The 21,954-nt window shown below is 67.2% G+C and carries 20 protein-coding genes and 1 riboswitch; of the genes, 9 read left to right on the top strand and 11 right to left on the bottom strand.

The window, feature by feature from the left end; all coding sequences use genetic code 11:
• Positions 1–46 precede the first annotated feature (46 nt).
• A riboswitch (glycine riboswitch) is annotated at positions 47–134 on the top strand.
• A 141-nt stretch (positions 135–275) separates the two neighbouring features.
• A complete protein-coding gene (locus ACTDXD_RS23775; RefSeq protein WP_440124639.1) occupies positions 276–1,286 on the top strand; it encodes a DMT family transporter in 1,011 nt (336 codons plus the stop codon).
• A 56-nt stretch (positions 1,287–1,342) separates the two neighbouring features.
• Here the strand turns inward: ACTDXD_RS23775 and ACTDXD_RS23770 are convergent, their stop codons facing one another.
• From ACTDXD_RS23770 to ACTDXD_RS23760, 3 genes are all read right to left on the bottom strand, one after another.
• Positions 1,343–2,599 (bottom strand): SPFH domain-containing protein, encoded by a 1,257-nt coding sequence (locus ACTDXD_RS23770; RefSeq protein WP_440124638.1) that lies wholly within the window; start codon positions 2,597–2,599, stop codon positions 1,343–1,345.
• A 3-nt stretch (positions 2,600–2,602) separates the two neighbouring features.
• Complete coding sequence (locus ACTDXD_RS23765; RefSeq protein ID WP_440124637.1) at positions 2,603–3,043, bottom strand: NfeD family protein; 441 nt, start codon at positions 3,041–3,043, stop codon at positions 2,603–2,605.
• A 321-nt stretch (positions 3,044–3,364) separates the two neighbouring features.
• Positions 3,365–4,183, bottom strand: a complete 819-nt coding sequence (locus tag ACTDXD_RS23760) for a DUF3097 domain-containing protein (RefSeq protein ID WP_440127770.1) — start codon at positions 4,181–4,183, stop codon at positions 3,365–3,367.
• 99 nt (positions 4,184–4,282) lie between these two features.
• Here ACTDXD_RS23760 and ACTDXD_RS23755 point away from each other — a divergent pair, with 99 nt between their 5' ends.
• The 7 genes from ACTDXD_RS23755 (at position 4,283) to ACTDXD_RS23725 (ending at position 12,259) form a co-directional block, all read left to right on the top strand.
• Positions 4,283–5,107: a hypothetical protein gene (locus ACTDXD_RS23755; RefSeq protein WP_440124636.1), complete on the top strand. Its 825-nt coding sequence runs from the start codon at positions 4,283–4,285 to the stop codon at positions 5,105–5,107.
• 179 nt (positions 5,108–5,286) lie between these two features.
• Positions 5,287–6,186 (top strand): MurR/RpiR family transcriptional regulator, encoded by a 900-nt coding sequence (locus ACTDXD_RS23750; protein ID WP_440124635.1) that lies wholly within the window; start codon positions 5,287–5,289, stop codon positions 6,184–6,186.
• Between the two features lie 120 nt (positions 6,187–6,306).
• Positions 6,307–7,788, top strand: a complete 1,482-nt coding sequence (locus ACTDXD_RS23745; protein WP_440124634.1) for a tyrosine-protein phosphatase — start codon at positions 6,307–6,309, stop codon at positions 7,786–7,788.
• 34 nt (positions 7,789–7,822) lie between these two features.
• A complete protein-coding gene (locus tag ACTDXD_RS23740; protein WP_440124633.1) occupies positions 7,823–8,857 on the top strand; it encodes an ABC transporter substrate-binding protein in 1,035 nt (344 codons plus the stop codon).
• A complete protein-coding gene (locus ACTDXD_RS23735) occupies positions 8,841–10,529 on the top strand; it encodes an ABC transporter permease (RefSeq protein ID WP_440124632.1) in 1,689 nt (562 codons plus the stop codon). Before ACTDXD_RS23740 ends, ACTDXD_RS23735 begins: the two co-directional genes overlap by 17 nt.
• Before the next feature lie 27 nt (positions 10,530–10,556).
• The gene (locus ACTDXD_RS23730; RefSeq protein WP_440124631.1) at positions 10,557–11,660 is read left to right on the top strand and encodes an ABC transporter ATP-binding protein; all 1,104 of its coding nucleotides are present in this window, start codon (positions 10,557–10,559) and stop codon (positions 11,658–11,660) included.
• On the top strand, positions 11,657–12,259 hold the full coding sequence (locus tag ACTDXD_RS23725; RefSeq protein WP_440124630.1) for a histidine phosphatase family protein: 603 nt from the start codon (positions 11,657–11,659) through the stop codon (positions 12,257–12,259). The genes ACTDXD_RS23730 and ACTDXD_RS23725 overlap by 4 nt, the downstream gene beginning before the upstream one ends.
• A gap of 30 nt (positions 12,260–12,289) precedes the next feature.
• On the opposite strand, the gene ACTDXD_RS23720 is transcribed toward ACTDXD_RS23725, so the two are convergent.
• On the bottom strand, positions 12,290–13,123 hold the full coding sequence (locus ACTDXD_RS23720; protein WP_440124629.1) for a class I SAM-dependent methyltransferase: 834 nt from the start codon (positions 13,121–13,123) through the stop codon (positions 12,290–12,292).
• A gap of 164 nt (positions 13,124–13,287) precedes the next feature.
• Here ACTDXD_RS23720 and ACTDXD_RS23715 point away from each other — a divergent pair, with 164 nt between their 5' ends.
• Complete coding sequence (locus ACTDXD_RS23715) at positions 13,288–13,968, top strand: winged helix-turn-helix transcriptional regulator (protein WP_440127769.1); 681 nt, start codon at positions 13,288–13,290, stop codon at positions 13,966–13,968.
• Between the two features lie 20 nt (positions 13,969–13,988).
• Here the strand turns inward: ACTDXD_RS23715 and ACTDXD_RS23710 are convergent, their stop codons facing one another.
• From ACTDXD_RS23710 to ACTDXD_RS23680, 7 genes are all read right to left on the bottom strand, one after another.
• Positions 13,989–15,062, bottom strand: coding sequence for a ferrochelatase (locus tag ACTDXD_RS23710; RefSeq protein ID WP_440124628.1), 1,074 nt, complete (start codon positions 15,060–15,062; stop codon positions 13,989–13,991).
• 28 nt (positions 15,063–15,090) lie between these two features.
• On the bottom strand, positions 15,091–15,897 hold the full coding sequence (gene inhA, locus ACTDXD_RS23705) for an NADH-dependent enoyl-ACP reductase InhA (protein ID WP_440124627.1): 807 nt from the start codon (positions 15,895–15,897) through the stop codon (positions 15,091–15,093).
• A 52-nt stretch (positions 15,898–15,949) separates the two neighbouring features.
• A complete protein-coding gene (gene fabG1 / locus ACTDXD_RS23700) occupies positions 15,950–16,696 on the bottom strand; it encodes a 3-oxoacyl-ACP reductase FabG1 (RefSeq protein ID WP_440124626.1) in 747 nt (248 codons plus the stop codon).
• A gap of 64 nt (positions 16,697–16,760) precedes the next feature.
• Entirely contained in the window at positions 16,761–17,741 is a 981-nt protein-coding gene (locus ACTDXD_RS23695; protein WP_440124625.1) for a VWA domain-containing protein, read from the bottom strand.
• On the bottom strand, positions 17,738–18,688 hold the full coding sequence (locus ACTDXD_RS23690) for a DUF58 domain-containing protein (protein ID WP_440124624.1): 951 nt from the start codon (positions 18,686–18,688) through the stop codon (positions 17,738–17,740). The genes ACTDXD_RS23695 and ACTDXD_RS23690 overlap by 4 nt, the downstream gene beginning before the upstream one ends.
• The gene (locus ACTDXD_RS23685; protein WP_440124623.1) at positions 18,685–19,962 is read right to left on the bottom strand and encodes an AAA family ATPase; all 1,278 of its coding nucleotides are present in this window, start codon (positions 19,960–19,962) and stop codon (positions 18,685–18,687) included. Before ACTDXD_RS23685 ends, ACTDXD_RS23690 begins: the two co-directional genes overlap by 4 nt.
• Positions 19,963–20,074: 112 nt before the next feature.
• Positions 20,075–21,739 carry an NlpC/P60 family protein gene (locus ACTDXD_RS23680; RefSeq protein WP_440124622.1) on the bottom strand — a complete coding sequence of 555 codons (1,665 nt, stop codon included), beginning with the start codon at positions 21,737–21,739 and terminating at the stop codon, positions 20,075–20,077.
• Positions 21,740–21,954 lie beyond the last annotated feature (215 nt).

Genomic DNA, 21,954 nt, shown 5'->3' with positions numbered 1-21,954 from the left:
GACACAGCCGGACTGGCATACTTGCGGGCGCAACTGAATATGCCATTGAACTGCGGCGGGAGAGTCCCGCATCTGCGGGCGCCGAAGGAGCAACCTCCCGGGAATCTCTCAGGCCCACAGACCGCCGCACGCGAGGCAACTCTGGAAAGCAGTCCTTCGGGGCTCACCGACGGTGTAGGCGGATCCGACAGGATCCGTGAAAGCTCTCAGGTCCGATGACAGAGCGGGGAACCACCGCCCCCGGTGCGTGATGCACCCTGTCCGGAGGAAGTTCCTTGACGCTGACCGTCGGCGCATCCCCGCGCGTCCAGACTGTGCCCGCTCCCGTCGCACCGACGACCACGCCCCGGCCTGCGCGTACGAATCGACGGCTCGGCATCGCCGCCATCGTCATTTCCGCAACCGCCATGGGCGCCGCAGGGCTTTTCGGTCGCATGGCCACCCCGCCCGGCGCAGCACTGGGCGAGGCTCTGACCCTGGGCCGGATGCTCGTCGGCACCGTGGGGATGCTGCTCCTGATCGCCTTCTCCCGTCGGCTCGGCGCGATCCGCCGCACGCGGTTGTCACCGTCGATCGTGCTCGGCGGCGTGTTCCTCGGCTTGTCGCTGGCCACCTATCTGTCTTCCACGCTGCTCACCGATCTGTCGCGGGCCGTTGTTCTGCACTATCTCGGTCCGCTCATCGCAACGGTGCTTGCCCGGGTTCTTCTCAAAGAATCGATCACGCGTCTGGACGCCCTGTCGCTGGTCACCGCGTTCGCCGGAATGCTGCTGGCCGCCGGACTGATCGGCGGTGACCCGCCAGCAGGGTCCGACCAGGAGAGCCTGGGTACGGTGCTCGGCGTCGCGTCGGGCCTCTTCTACGGTCTGGCGCTGCTCTGCTACCGGTATCGCTCCGATATGCCCGCCGACGTCCGCAGCTTCTGGAACTTCGCCTTCGGTGCGGTCGCGACCGCGGCGATGGTCGTGGTCACCCGGCCCGACGTAACGGGCATGACCGCTATGAACTGGGCGTGGGCCGCCGGATTCTTCGTCGTGTGCGGTCTGCTCGCTCTGGGTCTGCTCGTCGTCGCGGGCAAGCACCTGCGGGCCGCGGAATTGTCGGGGCTGTCATATCTCGAGGTCGTGGTCGCGTTGATTCTCGGTGCCCTGGCGTTCGGCGAATCGATCTCACTCCTCGCCACCCTCGGCGCCGGGATGATCATCGCGGCGATGACGCTCCCGCTCGCCACCGGTCGCCGGCGCCGCAGCAAGATTCCCGCAGCGCAGGTCGGATCGGCGGCATGACAACGTCGCGGCCCGCACATCGGATGTGCGGGCCGCGACGGGTACCAGCGGAAGCGCTACTGCTGTTGGGGCGGGTACTGCTGGGGATCCGCTTCCTGCTCCGGCTCACCGGTGGGCATCCACCCATCTTGCGCAGGCTGTGACTGCGGCAACGCCTGCGGCGGCGTTCCTGCGGTCTGGCCTGCCTGGTGCCGCGAAGCCGATCCGGGCACATCGGGGTCGACCGGCTTGCGTGCCACCGCCTCCGCTTCGGCGACGGCCTTCGCCACGGCCGGATCGCTCTTGGTGGTGAACCAGTCCTCGACCTCGGCCGAGTCGTCCTCGGGACGCTGCAGATCCTCCTCGACCGGGCTCGGCTCGAACCGGAACACGCCGTCGTCGCCGGGCGCACCGAGGTTCTTCGCGAATCCCTTGAGGGCATCACCGAAGTCGCTGGGCAGTAGCCACACCTTGTTCGCGTCGCCCTGCGCCATCTCCGGCAGGGTCTGCAAGTACTGGTAGGCAAGCAGTTCCGGTGTCGGTTTGCCTGCCTTGATCGCTGCGAACACCTTCTCGATCGCCTTCGCCTGACCCTGTGCCTCCAGATAGCTGGCCGCACGGTCGCCCTGAGCACGCAGGATCCGCGACTGCCGATCGGCTTCCGCTTCGAGAATCGCCCCTTGTTTGGCGCCTTCCGCCGACAGGATGCGGGACTGCTTGTCACCCTCGGCGGTCTTGATCGCGGCTTCGCGGTGCCCCTCGGCGGTGAGGATCATCGCGCGCTTCTCGCGATCCGCTTTCATCTGCTTCTCCATCGATTCCTGGATCGACGGCGGTGGATCGATGCTCTTGAGTTCGACGCGAGCTACCCGCAGCCCCCATCGGCCGGTGGCCTCGTCCAGCACCCCGCGAAGCTGTCCGTTGATCGAATCACGCGACGTCAAGGTCTCTTCGAGGGTCATCCCGCCGACCACGTTGCGCAGGGTCGTCACCGTCAACTGTTCGACAGCGGCGATGTAGTTGCTGATCTCGTAGACCGCGGCCTGCGGATTGGTGACCTGGAAGTACACAACCGTGTCGATGCTCAACGTCAGGTTGTCCTGGGTGATCACCGGCTGCGGCGGGAACGAGACGACCCGCTCACGCAGATCCACCTTTGCCCGGATCCGGTCGACGAACGGCACGAGGAAGGTCAGCTGACCCGAGGCCGTTCGGTAGTACCGGCCGAGTCGTTCGATCACCGCCGCCTCGGCCTGCGGCACCAGCGACACCGATTTCGCCACGACTATCACGACCAGTGCCACCACTACGGCGAGCACGATCAACGCTTCCATCCTCTACACACCCCTCCATACGACGGCAGTAGCGCCGTCGATCTGCATCACTGTCACGGTCGTGCCGGGTTCGTACACTTCGGTCGCGTCGAGCGCCCGCGCGGTCCATACATCGCCGTCGATCTTCACGCGGCCCGACCTCTCGTCGACCTGCTCCAGAACCACAGCGGGTTTTCCGGGAAGCGCCTCTATTCCGGTCGGCAAGGCGGGCGGCGTGGCGTACCGGCGGCGGAGTGCGGGCCGCACCCCCAGCAACAGCAGTAGCGACGCCGCTCCGAACACGATCGCGTCGGCCCACACCGGGAAGTCGGTCGCCGCCGAGACACCGGCGGTAGCAAGTGCGGCGCCCCCGAGCATGAGCAACGCGAAGTCTCCGGTCAGCGCTTCACCCGCGGCCAGAGCCACTCCTACGATCAGCCATATCAACGCCGCCACAGCCCCCATCGAACCACAAATCGGACACGACAGCAGCAGCGCTGGTAGGAGCGGTTCGTCCGGAACCCGTGTCGCGCAGTCGTTCCTCAGGAAGAACCGCGTCCCCTATTGCTGCAGCTTCACGACGGCCGCAACGGCTCCGGCAGGATCTCGGCGGGCACGGTCCATTCCTGTGGCACAGCACGGACGAGTAGTCCGGCCACCGCCATTCGGCGAGGGCAGGAACACAGCACCCCAGATCTGTGGAGTCCCTTCTGCCGCAACATGTTCGACAGTCGCCATGCTGGTTCGTCGTCGCTCGCTCGGACGGCCCCGGAGAGGGGCGGTCTTTCAGCCCTCCCCTGGATCGGTGACGAAATCGACGAGCCGTTCGACCGCACCGATGAGGTTCGATTCGAGATCGCGGAACGAGTTCACCGCCGAATACACGCGCCGCCAGCCGTCCTGCGGGGTACCCCAGCCGAGTTCGCGGCACACACCCGTCTTCCAGTCCTGACCACGCGGGATGGTGGGCCAGGCGCTGATGCCGAGCGCTTGCGGCTTCACGGCCTGCCACACGTCGATGTACGGGTGACCGGTGACCATCACGTGCGGGCCGAGATTCGCGGTGAGTCGTTCTTCCTTGGAACCGGTGACGAGGTGATCGGCGAGGACACCCACGCGCCGGCCCGGGCCCGGTTCGAACTCCGTGAGCCGGGCACCGAGATTGTCGAGTCCCTCGAGTTGTTCGACGACAACCCCTTCGACGCGCAGGTCGTGCCCCCACACTCGCTCGACGAGCGCCGCGTCGTGTACGCCCTCCACCCAGATGCGGCTTCCCCGAGCCACGCGTGCCCGCAGCCCCTCCACGCGCGTCGATCCGGAGGCGGACACCGTGGGCCGAGCAGCAGGACGAGTCTTGGGCCGCACGAGCGTGACGGGGGCACCGTCGACGAGGAACGCGGCGGGGCGCATTGCGAACAGACGCGTCCGTCCTTGCCCGTCCTCGAGTCGGACGAAGTCTCCGTCGTAGGTCTTCTCGAACCCCACGACTGCTCCGCACCATCCCGTCGCTGCGTCCTCGACGACCACACCGCGGTCGGCCGGCAGTTCCGGGACGGGCTTCTTCTTCGTGCGGGTGTGGCCGGCGAAGATGTCGCCGCCGTACATGTCGCGTGGGCTCACGCCGTTCCACGTTAGGACATCGTCGGCGAGGGGTGCCGCCGCCACGCCGAGCGTCCCCGCCCGACGTCGCCGTATGCTGCGTCGGTGAGTTCTCCGAGTCTGACCCTGACACTGTGGGGCGGGTCGTGGCTCTCCGGCCACACGTCCATCGACGACATGATCGACGCACTTCACGTGTGGGCACCGCTGCAGTTGGTCGCAGCGCACGACGAACCCGCATCCGCGGCCTCGGGGGTAGCCCTCGAGCCTGTCGTCGGCGCCGCTACGTTGTCGGCTGTCATCCGCCGGGCCGCCCCGACGGATGGCTCGGGGATCCGGTTGGTCCTTCCGGCCCCCGGTGATGTGCAGGGCCTACCGACCGGAACCGCTTTCGCGACGGCGGCGCTCACGGGTGGACAGGGTGTGCTCGTGGGTGTCCCGGGCACACCCGGACTCGGGCTGGTGCCGGTCGCCGAGGGACCGGATGTGCTCCGCTGGAACGTTTTCGCTGTACCCGAACTTCCCGAGCCGTCCGCCGGCCCTGGCCTCGGCGAGGCCGAGTTCACACTGCGGGAAGCCGTGCGTGGTGCCGCGGAGGCCCTCGGAGGTATCCGAACCGTCGGTCTCGACGGCCGGGGCACCGATCCGCGGGCCGAGATCGCCGACGTCGTGGCCGAGCAGGCCCGTCACCGGTATCCGGACCACCTGCCGTCGCGGGCCGTCCGGATTCTCGATTCGGCCGATCAGGTCGCGGCGATCCTCACCGTGGCGTCCGGAGGTCGGGGCCTACAGGCCGGTTCGGCGTCAGCGGTGTCCATGCGCGAGGAGGCGTTGCGTCCGTTGTGGGCGACGGTTCGCACAGCGCGTCTGGCAGCGGCGATCGCAACATTGGAGAGCTGGCACAGGAGTGACCGGGCGACTGGCGGATGAGGAAACGGACATCGACCTTGTCGGGCCGATATACGGGACGGTGACGCGCAGCAGACGTCCGGATGGACGAACGGTGAACACACGCCACCGGCCCGCGGTGGCCTGTGCGCAGTGTCTAGTCTGGCGGCCTGAACCCGCCGGAGTCCCCCGGCGCCGGGACGAACAGGACCCCCCACGTAATGTCACAAACCCCCGAAGGATCATGGCGTTCGAACACTACGCTCGCTCGACTTCGCGCCGGACTGGGCTCGCTCGGACCGAGTGAACAGCGGGTTGCGAGGGCTGTCCTCGCCGAGCCCGCATCCGTCGTCGAACTGTCCACGGCCGAATTGGCGGCGACGTCCGGTACCTCGCCTGCGACTGTCGTCCGCGCCTGCCAGCGCCTGGGTTTTCGCGGCTTTCAGCACCTTCGTCTCGAACTTGCCCGTGCCGCACCCGATCCCGAACGCGCCGCGTCGACACCGGTCGATTCGGCGTTCGATGCAGCGGCCGAGGCACTGACCGCGACGCGCGCCACGATCGACTCCGACACGTTCGCGGAGGTGGTCGACTCCATGGTGCGCGCCCGACGGATCCTGCTGGTCGGCAACGGTTTCTCATCTCCCCCGATCCAGGACGCGGCGTTGCGTTTCACCACCGTCGGCCGCAGCGTGGAAGCGCCGCTCGACATTCTGGGGCAGCAGTTCTCGGCGCGACTGCTCACGGCCGAGGATCTGTGCCTGGCGGTCAGCTATTCGGGGGCGAACACCCACACCCTTCGTGCGTGCGCCGCCGGACGCGAGCGTGGGGCGACGATCGTCGCGGTGACCAGTTATACGAACACACCCCTGACCCGCCTCGCAGATTTCGTATTGTGGGCGGGCGCCGGTGTCCACGAGCACGAAGCGGATTCGTTCTCGGCCCGCATCAGCCAGTGCACGATTCTCTATTCGCTCACGCGGGGCATGCTGACCCATCCGGAGCAGCACGTTGCAGGTCTCGGCGTTCACGACGTGGTGGCAGACGCCCTCAGCGACACCTTGCCCGGACACCCGGATCATTCGAACAACTACGACACTCTACCCATATCCGACTGTTAACCTGCGTGTCGTCGCCTGTTCCGGCAACCGGACCCGCTCATTCAATCGGGCCCCTCACGATGTGTCCGGTCGGAACGCCGTTCCGACCGTGTTGGAACGTTGAGTGACGAAGGACGAACCGTGGATCCGATCGAAGTGGCCGGCACGTTCAATGTGCGCGCGATAGCAGGACCTGGGATCGCTCCCGGAATCCTGTACCGATCCGCAGCACTCGATCACCTCACCGAGGACGGCCGAAATCTTCTGCGCGCCCGAGGAATCACGACCGTCCTCGATCTTCGCGACGCCACCGAACGGCGGGTGGACGAAAACACCTTCTGGAAGGTCGTGCACAACCCTCTGTTCGACCCCCGGGTCGGGCCGCCTCGATCGGGTGACATCGTCGCGACCTATCACGCGTTGCTCGAAGAGCGCGGACATGCACTTGTCGCCGCGCTCCGGACACTCGCCCAGTCCCCCGGTCCCGCCCTGGTGCACTGCGCCGTCGGCAAGGATCGCACCGGTCTGGTGGTCGCGCTCGCACTGGCGGCCGTGGGCTTCCCGGACGATCGCATCGTCGACGACTACGCCCGGTCCGGCGTTCAGGTCCGACCGCACCGGGAGGCCGCGGTCCACGAGTTGCTGAGCGGACTGCCCCTCGACCCCGCCGAACATGCGCGCGCCCTCGAGTTGCACCTCGACTCACCTCCGGCGGCGATGGCCACAACACTCGCGTACCTACGTGACCGCTACGGAAACGTGCCGGGATATCTTCGCGCCCAAGGATTTACCGACGAAGACTTCGAGGCGCTGCGAACGAGACTGTGCGGCGGCGCGTCCGCGTCCGGTGAGCTCACGGTCCTGCACCTGAGCGATGTGCACGCCACCTCGGCCGAACCGCTCTTTCCCGGAGTCGACGGCATCGACCGGATCGGGCGCGTTGCCGAGCACGTCGAATCATCGCTGTTGCGGCCGGACGCCGTCGTGGTCACCGGCGACCTGGCGCAGCGCGGCGTAGCGTCGGCGTATCCGGCGTTGGCGGCGGCCCTGGACGAACTGGGTACGCGCCTGGCGTGTCCGGTGATCGCCGTTCCGGGCAACCACGACGACGAGGCAGCTTTCGCGGCGTCGTTCGGGCGGCGGCCCGTCGAGCACATCGGTGGTTTCCGGCTGATCGGCATCGACAGTTCGACCGGCAGGATCCGACGCGACGATCTCGAAGCTCTGCGCCTCGAATTACGTTCGGCTGCACCGGAAGGCACGGTGCTGGCTCTGCACCATCCACCGGTTCCGTCCCCTGCGGCAGCGCTGTCGGAGCGGGAGCTAGCCGCCCCCGACGAACTCGCCTCGGTGCTCGCCGGATCCGACGTCATCGCGGTTCTCGCAGGCCACTTCCACCATCCGATGAGTGGCGTCTTCGCCGGTATTCCTTTGTGGGTGGGCAGTTCGCTCGCCTATCTGCAAGATGTGGGATCCCCGGCCGACACCGTCGTCGGATTCGACGCGCCGAGCTATTCCATCGTTCGGTGCTCTCGACGCGGAGTCAGCGCTCTGCCCATCTCACTCCATACTCCCGAGGTGCTGTTCCGGTCACGCCCCACACCGACCGTCGCCGCCCACTGACCATCTCATCCCCCCTCGACCAGGAGAATCTTTCGTGACATCACTTCCCCGTTTCGTCTCGGTCGCCGCATTCGGCACCCTCGCCGCGGTCACCCTCGCCGCATGCTCGGAACCCGCTGCCTCCGAAACTGATTCGACCGGTGCCCCGGTCTCGGCCGGAGAGCAGGTCCTGACGGTCTACACCTCCGAGCCCCAAGCCAAGATCGATGCGCTGACCGCCGCGTTCACCGAGGAAACCGGCATCGACGTCGAAGTTTTCCGTGCCGGTACCGGCGACCTCACGGCCCGCATCGAGGCCGAACGTGCCACCGGGGAGATCGGTGCGGACGTCCTGCTCGCCGCGGACGCACCCACCTTCGAGCAGTACAAGGCCGACGGTCTGCTGCAGCAGTACGTCCCCGCCGACGCGGACGCGCTCAACCCCGACGTCGTCGATCCCGACGGCTACTACGTCGGCACCCGGATCATCCCGACCGTCATCGCCTACAACACGACCGCCGCCGATGCACCGCCGACCTCCTGGCAGGACCTCACCGATCCGCAGTACCTCGGCAAACTCACGTTGCCCAACCCGGATGTGTCGGGAGCCGCCGCATTCAACACCGCCGTCTGGATGAACACCCCCGAACTCGGCGAAGGCTGGCTCGAGGCGCTGGCCGCCAACGAACCCGTGATCGCGGAGAGCAACGGCCCGGTCGGGCAGGCCGTCGCCGCGGGCACCCAGCCGGTGGGGATCGTCGTCGACTACCTCGTGCGTGAACTCGCAGCGAAGGGATCTCCGATCGCACTGTCGTACCCGACGGACGGTGTCCCCTTCGTCTCCCAGCCGGCCGGCATCTTCGCCGACTCCGACAACACCGAGGCGGCTCGCAAGTTCGTCGACTTCCTGGTCGGCAAGCGGGGCCAGGAAATGGCCGTCGAGCAGCAGTACCTGCCCGTGCGCGGGGACGTCGGAACCCCGGAGGGCGCTCCGGCCCTGTCCGATCTCCCGCTGCTGACCCCCGACCTGGCGGAGATCACCCGGACGCAGAGCGACGCGGTCCGGAAGTTCAATGACCTCGTCGGCTGACGTTCCCGAAAAATTGTCCGAAAGCGATACGGCGCCCGCCGTCCGGATTCCCTCCGGGCGGCGGCCCGATCCCGTGACCTACGTCCGGATCGCACTGTGGGTGTTCGTCGCCGCGATCGTCGTCGCCCCACTCGCTACCGTCGTCTCCCTGGGCCTCGGCGGTAATCATGTTCGACAGCTGGTCGACGACGACATCGCAGGTGCCGCCGTCAACAGTGTCGTCTCCGCGGGCCTGTCCGCATTCTTCGCCGTGGTCCTGGCCACCGTGATGGCGCTGCTCCTCGACCGGACCGACCTCCCCGGACGCGGCGTGCTGCGATTGTTCCTGCTGTCTCCCTTGCTTATTCCCCCGTTCGTCGGAGCCATCGCCTGGACCGGGCTGCTGGGGCCGAGCGGCATGGTGAACCAGTTCTGGACCGAACACTTCGGTGGACCGCTGTGGAACATCTACGGCGGTGACGGCGTGGTGTTCCTGCTGACCGTGCACTCGTACCCGATGGCGTATCTGATCATCTCGGCCGCACTGCGGAAGATCCCCGGCGATCTCGAGCAGGTCGCACGGATCGGTGGGGCCTCTCCCGGACGTGCCCTGCGCACGGTGACGGTGCCTCTGCTGCGACCTGCCCTGCTGGCTGCGTTCACCTTGACCGCGGTGGGCAATCTCGCCGACTTCGGGATCCCCGCCCTGATCGGGCTACCCGAGCGATACGTGACCTTGTCGACGATGGTCTACCGCTACATCCAGTCCGGCACGGTGGACCGGCCCCTCGAAGTGGTCTCCACCATCGGCATCGCACTGCTGTTGCTCGCGGTTCTCGCTGTCGCTGCCGACCGCCGGCTGGCCGGGCGTCGGAGGCAACTGGACGGCCCTGTGACCGCTCCTGCACTCCTGCCTCTCGCGGGCGCGCGCACGCTCACCGGAGCCCTGGCGTGGACCGTCGGTCTCGCACTGACCGTGCTGCCCATCCTCGCCCTGGCGACGCAGGCGTTGCTTCCGGCTCCCGGAGTACCTTTCACGTGGGAAAATCTGACGCTCGACAGCATTATCGCTGCGGTCACTGCACCGGGCACCGTCGTCGGTGTGCAGAACTCGCTGATGCTCGCCGTGGGCGCCGGACTCGTCTGCGGTGTGATGGGCCTGGCGATCGGGGTGCTCACCACGCGCACCCGATCACGCGACAACGCCGGTCTGGACCTACTCGCGATGTTGCCGCAAGCAGTGCCCGGACTGGTCATCGCAGTGGGCTGGCTCATCGTGGGCCGGTACACCGGACTGTTCGACACACGCTGGGTCATCCTGTGTGCGTACATCACCGCGTTCCTCGCAATCGTGGTGCAGGCGGTTCGGGCACCGTTGTCCACCACCCCGGCAGCGCTCGAGGAAGCGGCGAGGTCGTCGGGCGCGTCCCGACTGCGGTCGTTGCGGGACGTGCCGTGGGCGATGACCATCCCGGCCGCTGCCACCGGCGGCGTGCTGGTCGCGCTGACCGCTGTCCGCGAACTGACCATGTCGGTGCTGCTCGTAGCACCGGGCACCCAGACTCTCGGCGTATCGATCTTCAACCTGCAACAGGCCGGCGACTACAACGCCGCGTCTGCGCTGTCCCTGCTCGTCGCACTCGTCGGCATCGCAGGCCTCGGTGTGGCCGCAGGCGCCCGCACAGGCCGTTGACCCCCCACAGATCGGAGTTCACCTCTCATGTCCGCGATCACTCTCACGGGTGTGGACCTGCACTACCCCGGCGGAACGACCGGGTTGACCGGCATCGATCTTGCCGTCCGCGACGGCGAGTTCGTGGCACTGGTGGGGCCGTCGGGTTCCGGTAAGACCACGCTCCTGCGCACCGTCGCCGGCTTCCTCGATCCGACTGCGGGCACGGTGTGTCTGGGAGGCGACGTCGTCGCCGACGCCCGCCACAGCGTGCCACCGGAGAAACGCGGTCTCGGCATGGTGTTCCAGCAACATGCCATCTGGCCGCATCGCAGTGTGGAGCGCAACGTGGCGTATCCGCTCGAAGTGGCGAAGGTGCCCCGCGCGCAGCGCGCAGAACGCGTCTCCGAGGTACTCGACCTGGTCGGGTTGCCAGGTGTCGAGAAACGGGATCCGGCGACCCTGTCCGGCGGACAGCGTCAGCGTGTCGCTCTGGCACGCGCACTGGCCGGAAAGCCTCGTGCCCTGCTCCTCGACGAGGCGCTGTCTGCACTGGACGAACCGCTCCGCGACCGGTTGCGTCTCGAACTGCGCACACTGACCCGTGCTCAGAACCTCACGGTCGTGCACGTCACGCACGACCGCGCCGAAGCACTTGCGCTTGCCGATCGAGTCGTCGTGCTCGACGGTGGACGGATACAGCAGGTCGGAACACCCGAGGAACTCGTGCACCGCCCACAGTCGGCGTTCGTCGCGAAGTTTCTGTCGGACGCGAATCTGCTGCGCGGAACCGTGACGACCCACGAATTCACCGGAATCGACGCCGACGTGATCGTGAGCCGGGATCTGTTGCAGGACGGTGTCACCGGCGAGGGAACCCTCGCGGTACTGCCCGGGGACATCGATGTCACGACGGTCAGCGATGCCGATACAGCCCACGGAATCGTGATGTCGTCACTGTTCGGCCGGGACGCGAGTGATGTGGTCGTGTCCTGCCGAGGCGTCGAGTTCCGGTGCTCGGTCCGTGGCGTGCGGCCGTCGGTCGGCGACCGTGTCGGGCTGTCCGTTCGGCGCGCGCTGTTCTATCCGGATGCCCCCGCGACGAGTGGGGCACCGCACCGGACGGTCGCTCTGACTGGCAGTGCGCGATGAGCAGGTCGACGCTCGCACTGGTCCGGCACGGACGGACCGAATGGAATCGTCTCGGATTGTTGCAGGGAAGAAGCGATATTCCGCTCGACGAGGTAGGGCAGGAGCAGGCACGGGCGGTCGCAGCGATGCTCGCCGACGAGGAATGGGACACCGTGATCACCTCGACGGCGGCACGAGCCGTCGGGACGGGGCGGATCATCGCGGCACACCTCGGAGTGAGCACCGCGGCTCCTCTGCCCGCACTCGTCGAGCGCAGTTACGGTGCAGCCGAGGGACTTTCCCGGTCCGATGCCGCGGCGCGCTGGCCGGACGGCCGCTACCCCGACCTCGAGTCGCTCGCGGCGGTCGCGAAACGAGGACGCCGCGCGCTCGATTCGATCGTCGCGGCGCATCCGTCCTGCCGGATCGTGGTGGTCGCGCACGGAGCACTCATTCGGGCCGTCCTGGACGACCTGTCGGGCGAACCGGCGCCGCGCATCCTCAATGGCGCGGTGAGCGAGATCGAGTGGTCGCAGGGGTGGGCGGTGCGATCGGTCAACCGCACGCCCGGACCTCCCCCTTCTCCCCGAACGTCCGGGCGGTTGTCGGAAGCCCGGTAGCGGACCGCCCTTCCCACGTGTGGGCAGCACTCAGTCGGCGCGACGAGCAGTGACCAGGAGATATTCCCAGTCCATCGCTCCTGCACCGGTGTCGTACTCACGTGCAAGGTCGGCGAGGTCCCGATCGAGGGCGGCGACCCGGTGGGGGTCGTTCGCGATGTTCCGGTAGACCGCGATGGTCGGACCGTAGGTGGCCTTGAAGAAGTCCCGGAACTCCTCGCCGGTGGAGAAACGCCCGACGTGCAGAACTGCGGTGCGGGCCGAGAAGTCGGTGACCCGGGCTCCGAGCAGCGAACGCACGTGCGTCTCGTCGCCCCACAACGGGGGCGGCTGGGCGCCGGCGGGCGGCGGCGGCGCGTACGGCTTCATGGTGGCGAACATCTGCCCGATGAAACCGGACGGGGTCCAACTCAGCACGCCGATCCGACCGTCCCGTCCGGTGACGCGGACGAGTTCGTCTGCGGCGACCTGATGGTGGGGCGCGAACATGATCCCCACACACGAGATCGCCGCGTCGAAACTCGCATCGTCGAAGGGCAACGATTCGGCATCCGCCTCGCGCCAGTCCACCTGCACCCCCGCTCCGAGCGCATCCCGGCGACCGGCCTCGAACAGTTCCGGTGTCAGATCCGTCGCGACCACCCTGGCCCCTGCTCGTGCGGCCGGGATCGAGGCGTTGCCCGATCCTGCGGCGATGTCCAACACCCGATCTCCTTCGCCGACGCCCACGGCGGACACGAGGACGGGTCCCAGTTCTGCGATGACTTCGCTCGCCACGGCGGGATAATCGCCGAGCGCCCACATCGCTCGATGTTTCGCCTTCAGTTCGCGGTCGGCCGCCGCTACGGTGATGGATTCGGTCATCACGCTCCTCCTTCGTCCGGAGTCGGCCCGAGTCGTCGGAAAGTTCCGTGGGCCGTATCTCGACTGTAGGAACGGTCGTGGATCGCCATCCAGTACGGAATCTGTACCGGAACGGCGCCGCGTACGCACTGTTCGTCGGCGCCGCAGCGGCATACCATCCGACTATGGGGTCGTCGTACCACCAGTTCTGTCCCGTCGCCAAGGCGATGGAACTGTTCGACGAGCGGTGGACGTTGCTCGTCGTACGCGAACTCGTCCTCGGAAGCGAACACTTCAACGACCTGCGTCGGGGCCTTCCCCGGATGTCACCGACATTGTTGTCGGCGCGCTTGCACCGACTCGTCTCCGCGGGCATCGTGCAGCGTGTCGCCGAAGGATCCGACGTTCGTTACGTGCTCACGCCGGCCGGACGCGACCTGGAACCGGTGGTCGAGGCACTGGGTGCATGGGGCCTGCGGTGGACGGGCCGACTCGGCGACGCCGACCTGGACCCGAAACTGCTGATGTGGGACATGCACAGAAATGTCGTTCACAGTGCGGTGCCGGAGACCGAGGTGGTCGTGCAGTTCACCTTTCCCGGAACGTCGTGGGTGTCGCAGCGATGGTGGCTCGTCATCACCGAGACTGCGGTCGACGTGTGCGATACCGATCCCGGGTTCGACGTGTCCGTGCGTGTCACCGCTGGCCTTCGCGAGTTGACGGAGATCTGGCGCGGTGAACTCGGCTGGTCGGAGGCCCTCGATTCCGGAGCGGTCGTCATCGACGGTCCGTCGTTTCTGTGCCGTTCGCTGCCGGAGTGGTTCGCGCCGCCGCTCGCCGCCGGCGACGCTCTCATCGGCGAATAGTGCTGTGCCGAAAGACAGTTTCAGTCGGCGGTCGGCCGGGACGGTCGGCGTGGCGGGGCACAACAGTCCACCGCGCACAAGCTCCCGTCGCAACCCACACCGAGCAACGGTTCGGAACCACGGCGTCTCGGCGAAGCAGAGTCGGTCTGTTCCTGCACCAGTTCGCGGACCAGTTCCGCAAATCGTGGATCCGTTCCCGCAGTGCCGGCCCGAACGAACGCCATCCCGAGTTCCTCGGCTCGTCCCCGGGCCTCGGTGTCGAGGTCCCACACCACCTCGAGGTGGTCGGAGACGAATCCGATGGGCGAGACGATCACGGCATTCACTCCCGACTCGTGCAGGCTGTCGAGGTGGTCGACGATGTCGGGTTCGAGCCACGGTACCTGCGGCGGCCCGGAACGGGACTGCCACACCAGGTCGTATTCGCCGACTCCGACGGCCTCCGCGACGAGCCGTGCGGCCTCTGACACCTGCCTGCTGTAGAGGTATCCGCCTTCTGCTGCGGGTCCGCCCGTCGCGTCGGTGGCGATGGGGATGGAGTGAGCGGTGAACACCAGCCGTGCGGTGTCGCGTACGTCGTCGGGCAGTTCGGTACGGGCGGCGTGCACCGCGTCGGCTACCGCATCGAGGAACAACGGATGGTCGTAGAAATGACGCAACTTGGTCAGCCGCGGAGCGTTCTCCACCGCCTCCCCCGCCCGGGCGATGTCCTCGTGGTATTGCCGGCAACCCGAGTACCCTCCCCACGCGGACGTGGCGAACACCAGGGCGTTCTTCACACCGTCGTCACGCATCTGCGTCACGGTGTCCTCGATCATCGGGTGCCAGTTGCGGTTGCCGAAGTAGATCGGCAGGTCGATGCCGTGCGCACTCAGTTCGGTGTGCGCCGCATCGATGATCGCGCGGTTGAGCGCGTTGATCGGAGAGACACCACCGAAGTGGAGGTAGTGCTGGGCGACGTCGTCGAGTCGTTCCGGTGGGATGCCCCGCCCGCGGGTGACGTTCTCGAGAAACGGACGGACATCGTCGGGGCCTTCGGGACCGCCGAACGACAGCACTACCAGTGCGTCGTATTCCTCGGAGTTGTTTCCCATCGACACGGCCCTTCTGCTCGTAAGGCCCTCAGCCGCCCAAACCGACCTGGGAATGGAAGCCGCCATCGACGTAGACGATGGATCCGGTGGTGCCGGGCAACCAGTCGGACAGCACGGTGCACACGGTCTTCGCGACCGGAGTCGGGTCGTCGACGTCCCAGCCGATCGGCGACGCAGCCGCCCAACCGTCGTTGAGCTTGTTCATCTCGGCGCCAGGCCCGGTGGCGTCGCCGGCGATCGCCTTTGCAGCGAGGGTCTTGATCGGGCCGGCAGACACCAGATTCGAGCGGATGCCGCGCGAGCCGACCTCCTTCGCCACATATCGGTTGACGGATTCGAGGGTGGCCTTGGAGACACCCATCCAGTTGTAGAACGGGACGGCGCGGGCGGGGTCGAAGTCCATACCGACGATGGAGCCACCGTCGTTCATCACGGGCAGGACGGCCTTGGCGAGCGCGGCGTATGAGTACGCGGACACCTCCACCGCCACCGCGACGTCCGACCAGGGAGCGTCGAGGAACGGGCTTCCCAGGCACGAGCGCGGCGCGAAGCCGATCGAGTGCACGACGCCGTCGAGACCTTCGGGCGCCAGTTCCCGGATCTTGTCTGCCAGGCCCTCGAGTTGCTCAGGATTCTGTACATCCAGCTGGATTGCGGGCGGCACCGGCTGCGGCAACCGTTGCGCGATGCGATCGATCAGCCGGAGCCGGTCGAATCCCGTGATGATCACTTTCGCGCCCTGGTCCTGCGCGATCTTCGCGGTGTGGAACGCGATCGAGGCATCGGTGATGATGCCGGTGACGAGAATGGTCTTGCCCTCGAGCAGTCCGCCCATGAGTGTGTCGATCCTCCAGTGAGTTTCGGATGTGGTTCGGTTTCGCGGGCTGCTAGTGGCCCATGCCCATACCGCCATCGACCGGAATGACGGCGCCGGAGACGTACGCGGAGTCGTCCGAGGCGAGGAAGCTGACGACCGCCGCGATGTCCTCGGGCTTGCCGAGGCGCTGCAACGGGATGAACTTCTTCGCCATGTCGCGCATGTCGTCGGACAGATCAGCAGTCATGTCGGTCTCGATGAAACCGGGCGCGACGACGTTGGCGGTGATCGACCTGGAGCCGAGTTCGCGAGTCACCGAGCGTGCCAGGCCGATGACACCGGCCTTCGAGGACGCGTAGTTGATCTGACCTGCCTGGCCTGCCATCCCGACCACCGAGCCGAGGAAGATCATCCGGCCCCAGCGTCCCCGCAACATCGCGCGGTTGGCCCGTTTCGCACACCGGAACGCGCCGGTGAGGTTGGCATCGAGGACGTTCGTGAACTGATCTTCGGTCATGCGCATCAGCAGAGTGTCGTCGGTGATTCCTGCGTTGGCGACCAGTACCTCGACCGGCCCCTGGTGGTCCTCGACCTCGGTGAAGGCACGGTCGACGGAGTCGCTGTCGGTGACATCGCAGACGACGCCGAACAGGTCTTCGGGCACGCCGGATCCGCGGTGGGTGACGGCGACCTTGTGTCCGTCCGCCTGAAGGCGGCGGGCAACGGCAAGGCCGATGCCCCGATTTCCTCCGGTGACGAGGACCGAACGGGGGGTGGTCACGTGCCGCGACGGTGTGGCGCTGGTTGCGTCAGTCATGCCGTCAAACCTATCTGGTAGGGACTCGAGTTTCGAAAAGACACCGCTGGTGCCACAACGGGCGTCAAGGCAGTCGCTGACGGAGCACCATGGCGGCGATCAGCCCCCCGGCGACAGCGAAGACACCGAGCATCAGCCACGGACGGCTGGCATCGCCGCGCGTGGTCTCGAATCCGATCTGCTCTTCGAGGGTGTCGTAGGCGCCCTCGAGTTCTTCGAGGCTGGATGCTGCAAAGAAGCTGCCGCCGGACAACTCGGCTATCTCCTCGAGCGACGGATCATCGACGGGGACAGGGATCTGTTCGTCTTCGATCGTCACGCTGCCGTACTGGGTCCCGAACGAAATGGTGGACACCGGGATGCCCTTCTCGGCTGCCTGGCGGGCCGCGGTGAAGCCGCCGCGGGGATCGTCCGGGCTTTCGGGCACCGTCTGCTTGCCGTCGGACAACAGGACGATGCGGGCAGGCGGTGCCTGGTCGCTGCCGCCGAGGACCGCAGCGAGGGTCTCGATCGATTGCATCGAGGTGAAGATCGCCTCGCCGGTCGCCGTGCGTTCACTCAGTTGTAGATGGTCGATCGCGGTCTTCGTCGCCTCCCTGTTGGTGGTGGGTGAGACGAGGACCGATGCCGTACCGGAGAAGGCGACGAGCCCGAGGTTGATGCCGGGGGTGAGATCGTCGGCGAACGACTTGGCCGCTTCCTGTGCCGCCGCCAACCGGGATGGCGCGACGTCGGTGGCTTCCATCGACAGCGACACGTCGATCGCGAGCACCACCGTCGCTCGGTTGCGGGGAACTCGCTGCTCCGAAGTCGGCCCGGCCAGCGCGATGGTCAGCAACGTCAGTCCGACGAGCAACAGTGCAACGGGGATGTGTCGCGCGCGTCCCGGTCTGTCGGGTGCGACCTTCTCGAGCAGTTCGAAGTTGGTGAACCGGAGGGTGTGGGCGAGCCGGCGGCGTTGCACGAGGACATATCCGACGGTGAGTGCCGCGACAACGACCAAGAACAGCAGCCACCATGGGGAGGCGAAACCGGAAAAACTCATCGTCGCCCCTGTCCTGCGCCGATGCTGTGCCTGCGGGACGCGACGAAGCGGACGACATCGCCGATCCAGTCACGGTCCGTGCGCAGGCTCAACCGGGGTGCGCCACACCGGCGCAGCGCCTGTTCCACTGCGTCGCGGTGGTCGGACGCCGCCTGCGCGAAGTCGGCCCGCAGTTGCGCGGTGGTGGTGAATTCGCGAGTCCGGCCGGTTTCGGGATCGTGCAGTACGACGTCGCCGAGATCGGGCAGTTCGAGATCTCGCGGGTCGAGGACCTCGACGGCGAGCACGTCGTGCCGACCGGACAGGGCCCGAAGCGGTCGCTCCCAATCGATGGGTCCGAGGAAATCGCTGATGACCACGATCAGTCCGCGGCGGCGCTGTGGGCGACGAAGTGAATCGATGACTCCCCGCAGATCGCCGCGGGTGCCGTCCGGAGGGTGCGGGGTGGTGGCGATCGTTCGCAGCATCGACTGTGCGTGCAGACGCCCACCGCGAGCAGGCATGCGTACGAAGTCGCGGCCGTTGGACACCACCGCACCGATGCGGTTTCCGCCACCCCCGGTGAGATAGGCGATCGCAGCGACCGAAGCGATGGCGAGGTCGCGTTTCTCGCAGATTCCGGTGCCGAAATCGAGGCTGGCCGACAGATCGAGCGCCAGCCAGGTCTCGAGTTCCCGGTCGGCGACGGTCTGGCGGACGTGCGGGTGGGTAGTGCGGGCGGTGACCGACCAGTCCATCTGCCGGACGTCGTCGCCGGGCTGATATTCGCGGGCGTCGCCGGGCTCGGATCCGGGGCCGGGAATCAGACCGAGGTGATCACCGTGCAGAACACCGTCCAGACGGCGCCGGACCGTCAATTCCAGCGTGCGCAGCGCGGCGGTCAGCTCGGGTTCACGCAGTTGACCGGCACGGAACGTCGGCGGCGACCCGGGGGCGCGTTCACTCACCGGGGCGCCGCACCCGCCTCGGGTGCGGTGGAGGACGCGCCGGCACGTGCCGGCTGCGGAGCCGACGCGAGAGGCGCGACCTGCGGCAGCCCGACGGTCTGCAGAATCCGGCCGATGATGTGATCCGGCGAGACGTCGTCGGCGAGCGCATCGTAGGACAGCACCAACCGGTGGCGGAGCACGTCGGGAATGACATCGATGATGTCCTGAGGGATGACGTAGTCGCGTCCGCGTACCAGTGCCAGCGCACGGGCAGCAGAGATGATGCCGAGCGTCGCGCGGGGTGATGCGCCGTAGGCGATCCAGCCCTGCACATCATCGAGGCCGACTTCGGCAGGCGCGCGGGTCGCGAAGATCACTCGCACCACGTAGTCGACGAGCGCATGGTGCACGAACACGCGGCTTGCGACCTTCTGCAGGCGGATCAGTTCGTCGCTGCCGAGGATCTGCTTGGGCTCGGGCGCGGCGACACCCATGCGGTAGACGATTTCCCGCTCTTCTTCGACGGTCGGGTAGTCGACGAGAACCTTGAACAGGAACCGGTCGCGCTGCGCTTCCGGGAGGGGGTAGACGCCCTCGTTCTCGATCGGGTTCTGGGTTGCCATGACGAGGAAGGGGTCGGGCATCGGGAAGGTCTTCCCGCCGATGGTCACGTGCCGCTCGGCCATCACCTCGAGCAGCGCCGACTGCACCTTCGCGGGGGCGCGGTTGATTTCGTCGGCCAGGACGAAATTCGCGACGACGGGGCCGAGTTCGGTATCGAACTCTTCACGACCCTGCCGGTAGATCCGGGTGCCGACCAGGTCGGTCGGGACGAGGTCGGGGGTGAACTGCACGCGGGAGAACGAACCGCCGACGACCTTGGCGAAGGTTTCCACCGCAAGGGTCTTGGCCACCCCGGGTACACCTTCGAGCAATACGTGGCCGCGCGCGAGGACGCCGACGAGCATTCGCTCGACGAGCAGATCCTGTCCGACGATGACTCGTTTGACCTCGTAGATGGCGCGCTCGAGGAGCCGGATGTCCTGAGCAGGATCAACCGCCTTCGGCGCGCCGTTGCCGTCGCGGCTCCGGCCGTCGGGTGTCGGGCCGTCGTTGCGCGGCGCGGCGGGCTTCTGCGCCTTCGTCGTGTTCACTGCTGCGTTGTTCGCCGTCGGGGTGTTCCCCGTCGGGGCATTCACAGCATTGCCTCGCTCGCCGCTCTTCTGGACGGTCGATTCGCTCTTGTCGTTCGACCCTGCAGTCCCCGACGTCCCACCCTCGCGTGAGGTCACCAACAATCCACCGCTTTCGCCTGTCGCTCCGCTGGAAACACCTGCCGGCACCACTATTGCAGGTACCGGTATTCCGTGTCGTCACCCCCGCGCGACCTGCGTCGCGTTGCCGTCACGACACCATGCGCACCACATACGGTGTCATGCCGTCCCAGCGTACCGGCGAGATCTTCACGTGCGCACCCGACTGCGGCGCCTCGAGCATGGTGCCGTCGCCGAGATACAGACCTACGTGCTGGCTTGCGTTCGGTCCGTAGAAAATCATGTCACCGCGTTTCATCTCCGAGGCGGGAACCTGTCTACCAGCGGTGTATTGGTACCCGGTGTAGTGCGGGAGGGAGACGCCGATTCCTGCGAACGCATAGATCATCAGTCCGGAACAGTCGAAGCCGACTTTGTTGTAGTCGCCGTAGCTGTCGGCGACACCACCGTCCCGGATCCCTCGGGTGGGGCCGGTCTCGTCACCGCCACCCCACGCGTAGGGCACACCGATCTGCGAGAGTCCTCGGTCGATCACCGTTTCGACGGCAGCAGCCCCGGTCAGTGTCGGACGCTGGGTTGTGCGTGGGGACGAGCGAGGGCTGGACTGGCGAGGTGTCGATGGACCCGTTTCGTCGGCGGGGTCGGGATTCGTCCATTCGCCGACGTCGTCGTCCTCGTCGATACCGGTGTCGGTGTCGGCGCCTGTTCCAGTGCCGGTGTCCGTGTCGTCGGACTCGGTTCCGGTGCCGTCGGACTCGGTGCCGGGACCGTCGGATTCGGTCGGTTCGGTCTCGGCGACTTCCGTCTCGCTCGGCGCAGTCACTGTCGGCGCCGGGATGTCGAGTTGAGTGTGGGGTCGCTGTCCGTTCGAGAGTTCTGCGGCACGCGCTCGCGCGGCGGCGTCCGCAGCCACCCGCACCGCTGCTTCGGATGCGGCCTGCGCAGCGACCTGCGCGGCCGCCGATGCGGCAGCTTCCTCCGCGCGACGACGATCGTCCCACGCCACATACTCCGCGCGCTGCCCTTCGAGCCCTGTGACATTCGTCCGTGCCTGGTCGAGTGCGGTCTGGGCCTGTGCGCGTTCCTGCTCGATGCGTTGTTTCTCGCTCGTCTGCGCCTCGAGCGCCGCCCGAGCAGTCGAAATGGCAGCTTCCGCCTCGGATCGGCGTTGTTCGGCAGCGGTCGCGGCGGCGTCGGCGTCGAGCTTCGCCGCGCGGGCCCGGGAGTTGCTGTTGGCCTCGGTGGCGCGGGCACGCTCCAAGGCCTCCAGCACCGCGGTTCTGCCTGAGGACAACAGCCGCATCACCTGTGCTCGGTCCAGAAGATCGTCAGGTCCGTCCGTCGAGAGAAAGGATGCGAGCGATGCGCCGTTGACCCCCTGCGTGTAGCTGCTGCGTGCGAAGTCGTCGAAATCGTCCTGCGCGTGCCGGATCCGGGCTCCGGCATCCTGCAGTGCCAGTTCCGAGGTGGCGACCTCTTGCGCGGCCGCATCCGCGGCGTCGCGAGCCGATTGGAGATCCACGAGTGCACGGTTGACGTCTTCGCGCTTGATCGCCACCTGCGCGTCGAGTTCGGTCAATTGCTGGTCGGCGTCTGCAATCTGCACGATCAGTGACCCGATTCGGTCGACGCCCGAACTCACCGCGGCGCCTGCAGCGTCGAGTTCCGACTCGCTCGGATTCGGTGGCGGGGGTGGCACCGCGCCTGCGGTGGACCCGAGCCCGACGACCACTGTCGTGATCAGCCCCAGCCCCGCCAGTAGCCGCGGAATGCGCCGCGCTGTTGGAGAGGACACACCCCGATCCCGGCCGGGCGGCACATCTCTGTGGGTAGCCCCGCTGCCGGATGACCAGGACTGTGGCGGAATCCCCCCGTGGATGCCGAACCGTCGCACTGTGCTCTCCCTCGATCGTGCCGACCGATCGCACCGGCCGACCCCGACGCCCGGAGAAGAGCACACAGAGAAGAGCGCACAGCACCGATCGTCCGCGGTTGTGCGGCCGATCGCTG

Source organism: Rhodococcus sp. SJ-3, from assembly GCF_051918125.1.
Classification (GTDB): Bacteria; Actinomycetota; Actinomycetes; order Mycobacteriales; family Mycobacteriaceae; genus Rhodococcus.
This window is presented reverse-complemented; position numbering and strand designations above follow the sequence as displayed.

Bases quoted from the DNA above. Each gene is read 5' to 3' on its own strand.
- ACTDXD_RS23770 (WP_440124638.1), bottom strand. From the start codon at position 2,599: ATGGAAGCGTTGATCGTGCTCGCCGTAGTGGTGGCACTGGTCGTGATA.
- ACTDXD_RS23765 (WP_440124637.1), bottom strand. From the start codon at position 3,043: ATGGGGGCTGTGGCGGCGTTGATATGGCTGATCGTAGGAGTGGCTCTG.
- ACTDXD_RS23760 (WP_440127770.1), bottom strand. From the start codon at position 4,183: ATGTACGGCGGCGACATCTTCGCCGGCCACACCCGCACGAAGAAGAAG.
- ACTDXD_RS23750 (WP_440124635.1), top strand. From the start codon at position 5,287: ATGTCACAAACCCCCGAAGGATCATGGCGTTCGAACACTACGCTCGCT.
- ACTDXD_RS23735 (WP_440124632.1), top strand. From the start codon at position 8,841: ATGACCTCGTCGGCTGACGTTCCCGAAAAATTGTCCGAAAGCGATACG.
- ACTDXD_RS23730 (WP_440124631.1), top strand. From the start codon at position 10,557: ATGTCCGCGATCACTCTCACGGGTGTGGACCTGCACTACCCCGGCGGA.
- ACTDXD_RS23725 (WP_440124630.1), top strand. From the start codon at position 11,657: ATGAGCAGGTCGACGCTCGCACTGGTCCGGCACGGACGGACCGAATGG.
- ACTDXD_RS23720 (WP_440124629.1), bottom strand. From the start codon at position 13,123: ATGACCGAATCCATCACCGTAGCGGCGGCCGACCGCGAACTGAAGGCG.
- ACTDXD_RS23715 (WP_440127769.1), top strand. From the start codon at position 13,288: ATGGGGTCGTCGTACCACCAGTTCTGTCCCGTCGCCAAGGCGATGGAA.
- ACTDXD_RS23710 (WP_440124628.1), bottom strand. From the start codon at position 15,062: ATGGGAAACAACTCCGAGGAATACGACGCACTGGTAGTGCTGTCGTTC.
- inhA (WP_440124627.1), bottom strand. From the start codon at position 15,897: ATGGGCGGACTGCTCGAGGGCAAGACCATTCTCGTCACCGGCATCATC.
- fabG1 (WP_440124626.1), bottom strand. From the start codon at position 16,696: ATGACTGACGCAACCAGCGCCACACCGTCGCGGCACGTGACCACCCCC.
- ACTDXD_RS23695 (WP_440124625.1), bottom strand. From the start codon at position 17,741: ATGAGTTTTTCCGGTTTCGCCTCCCCATGGTGGCTGCTGTTCTTGGTC.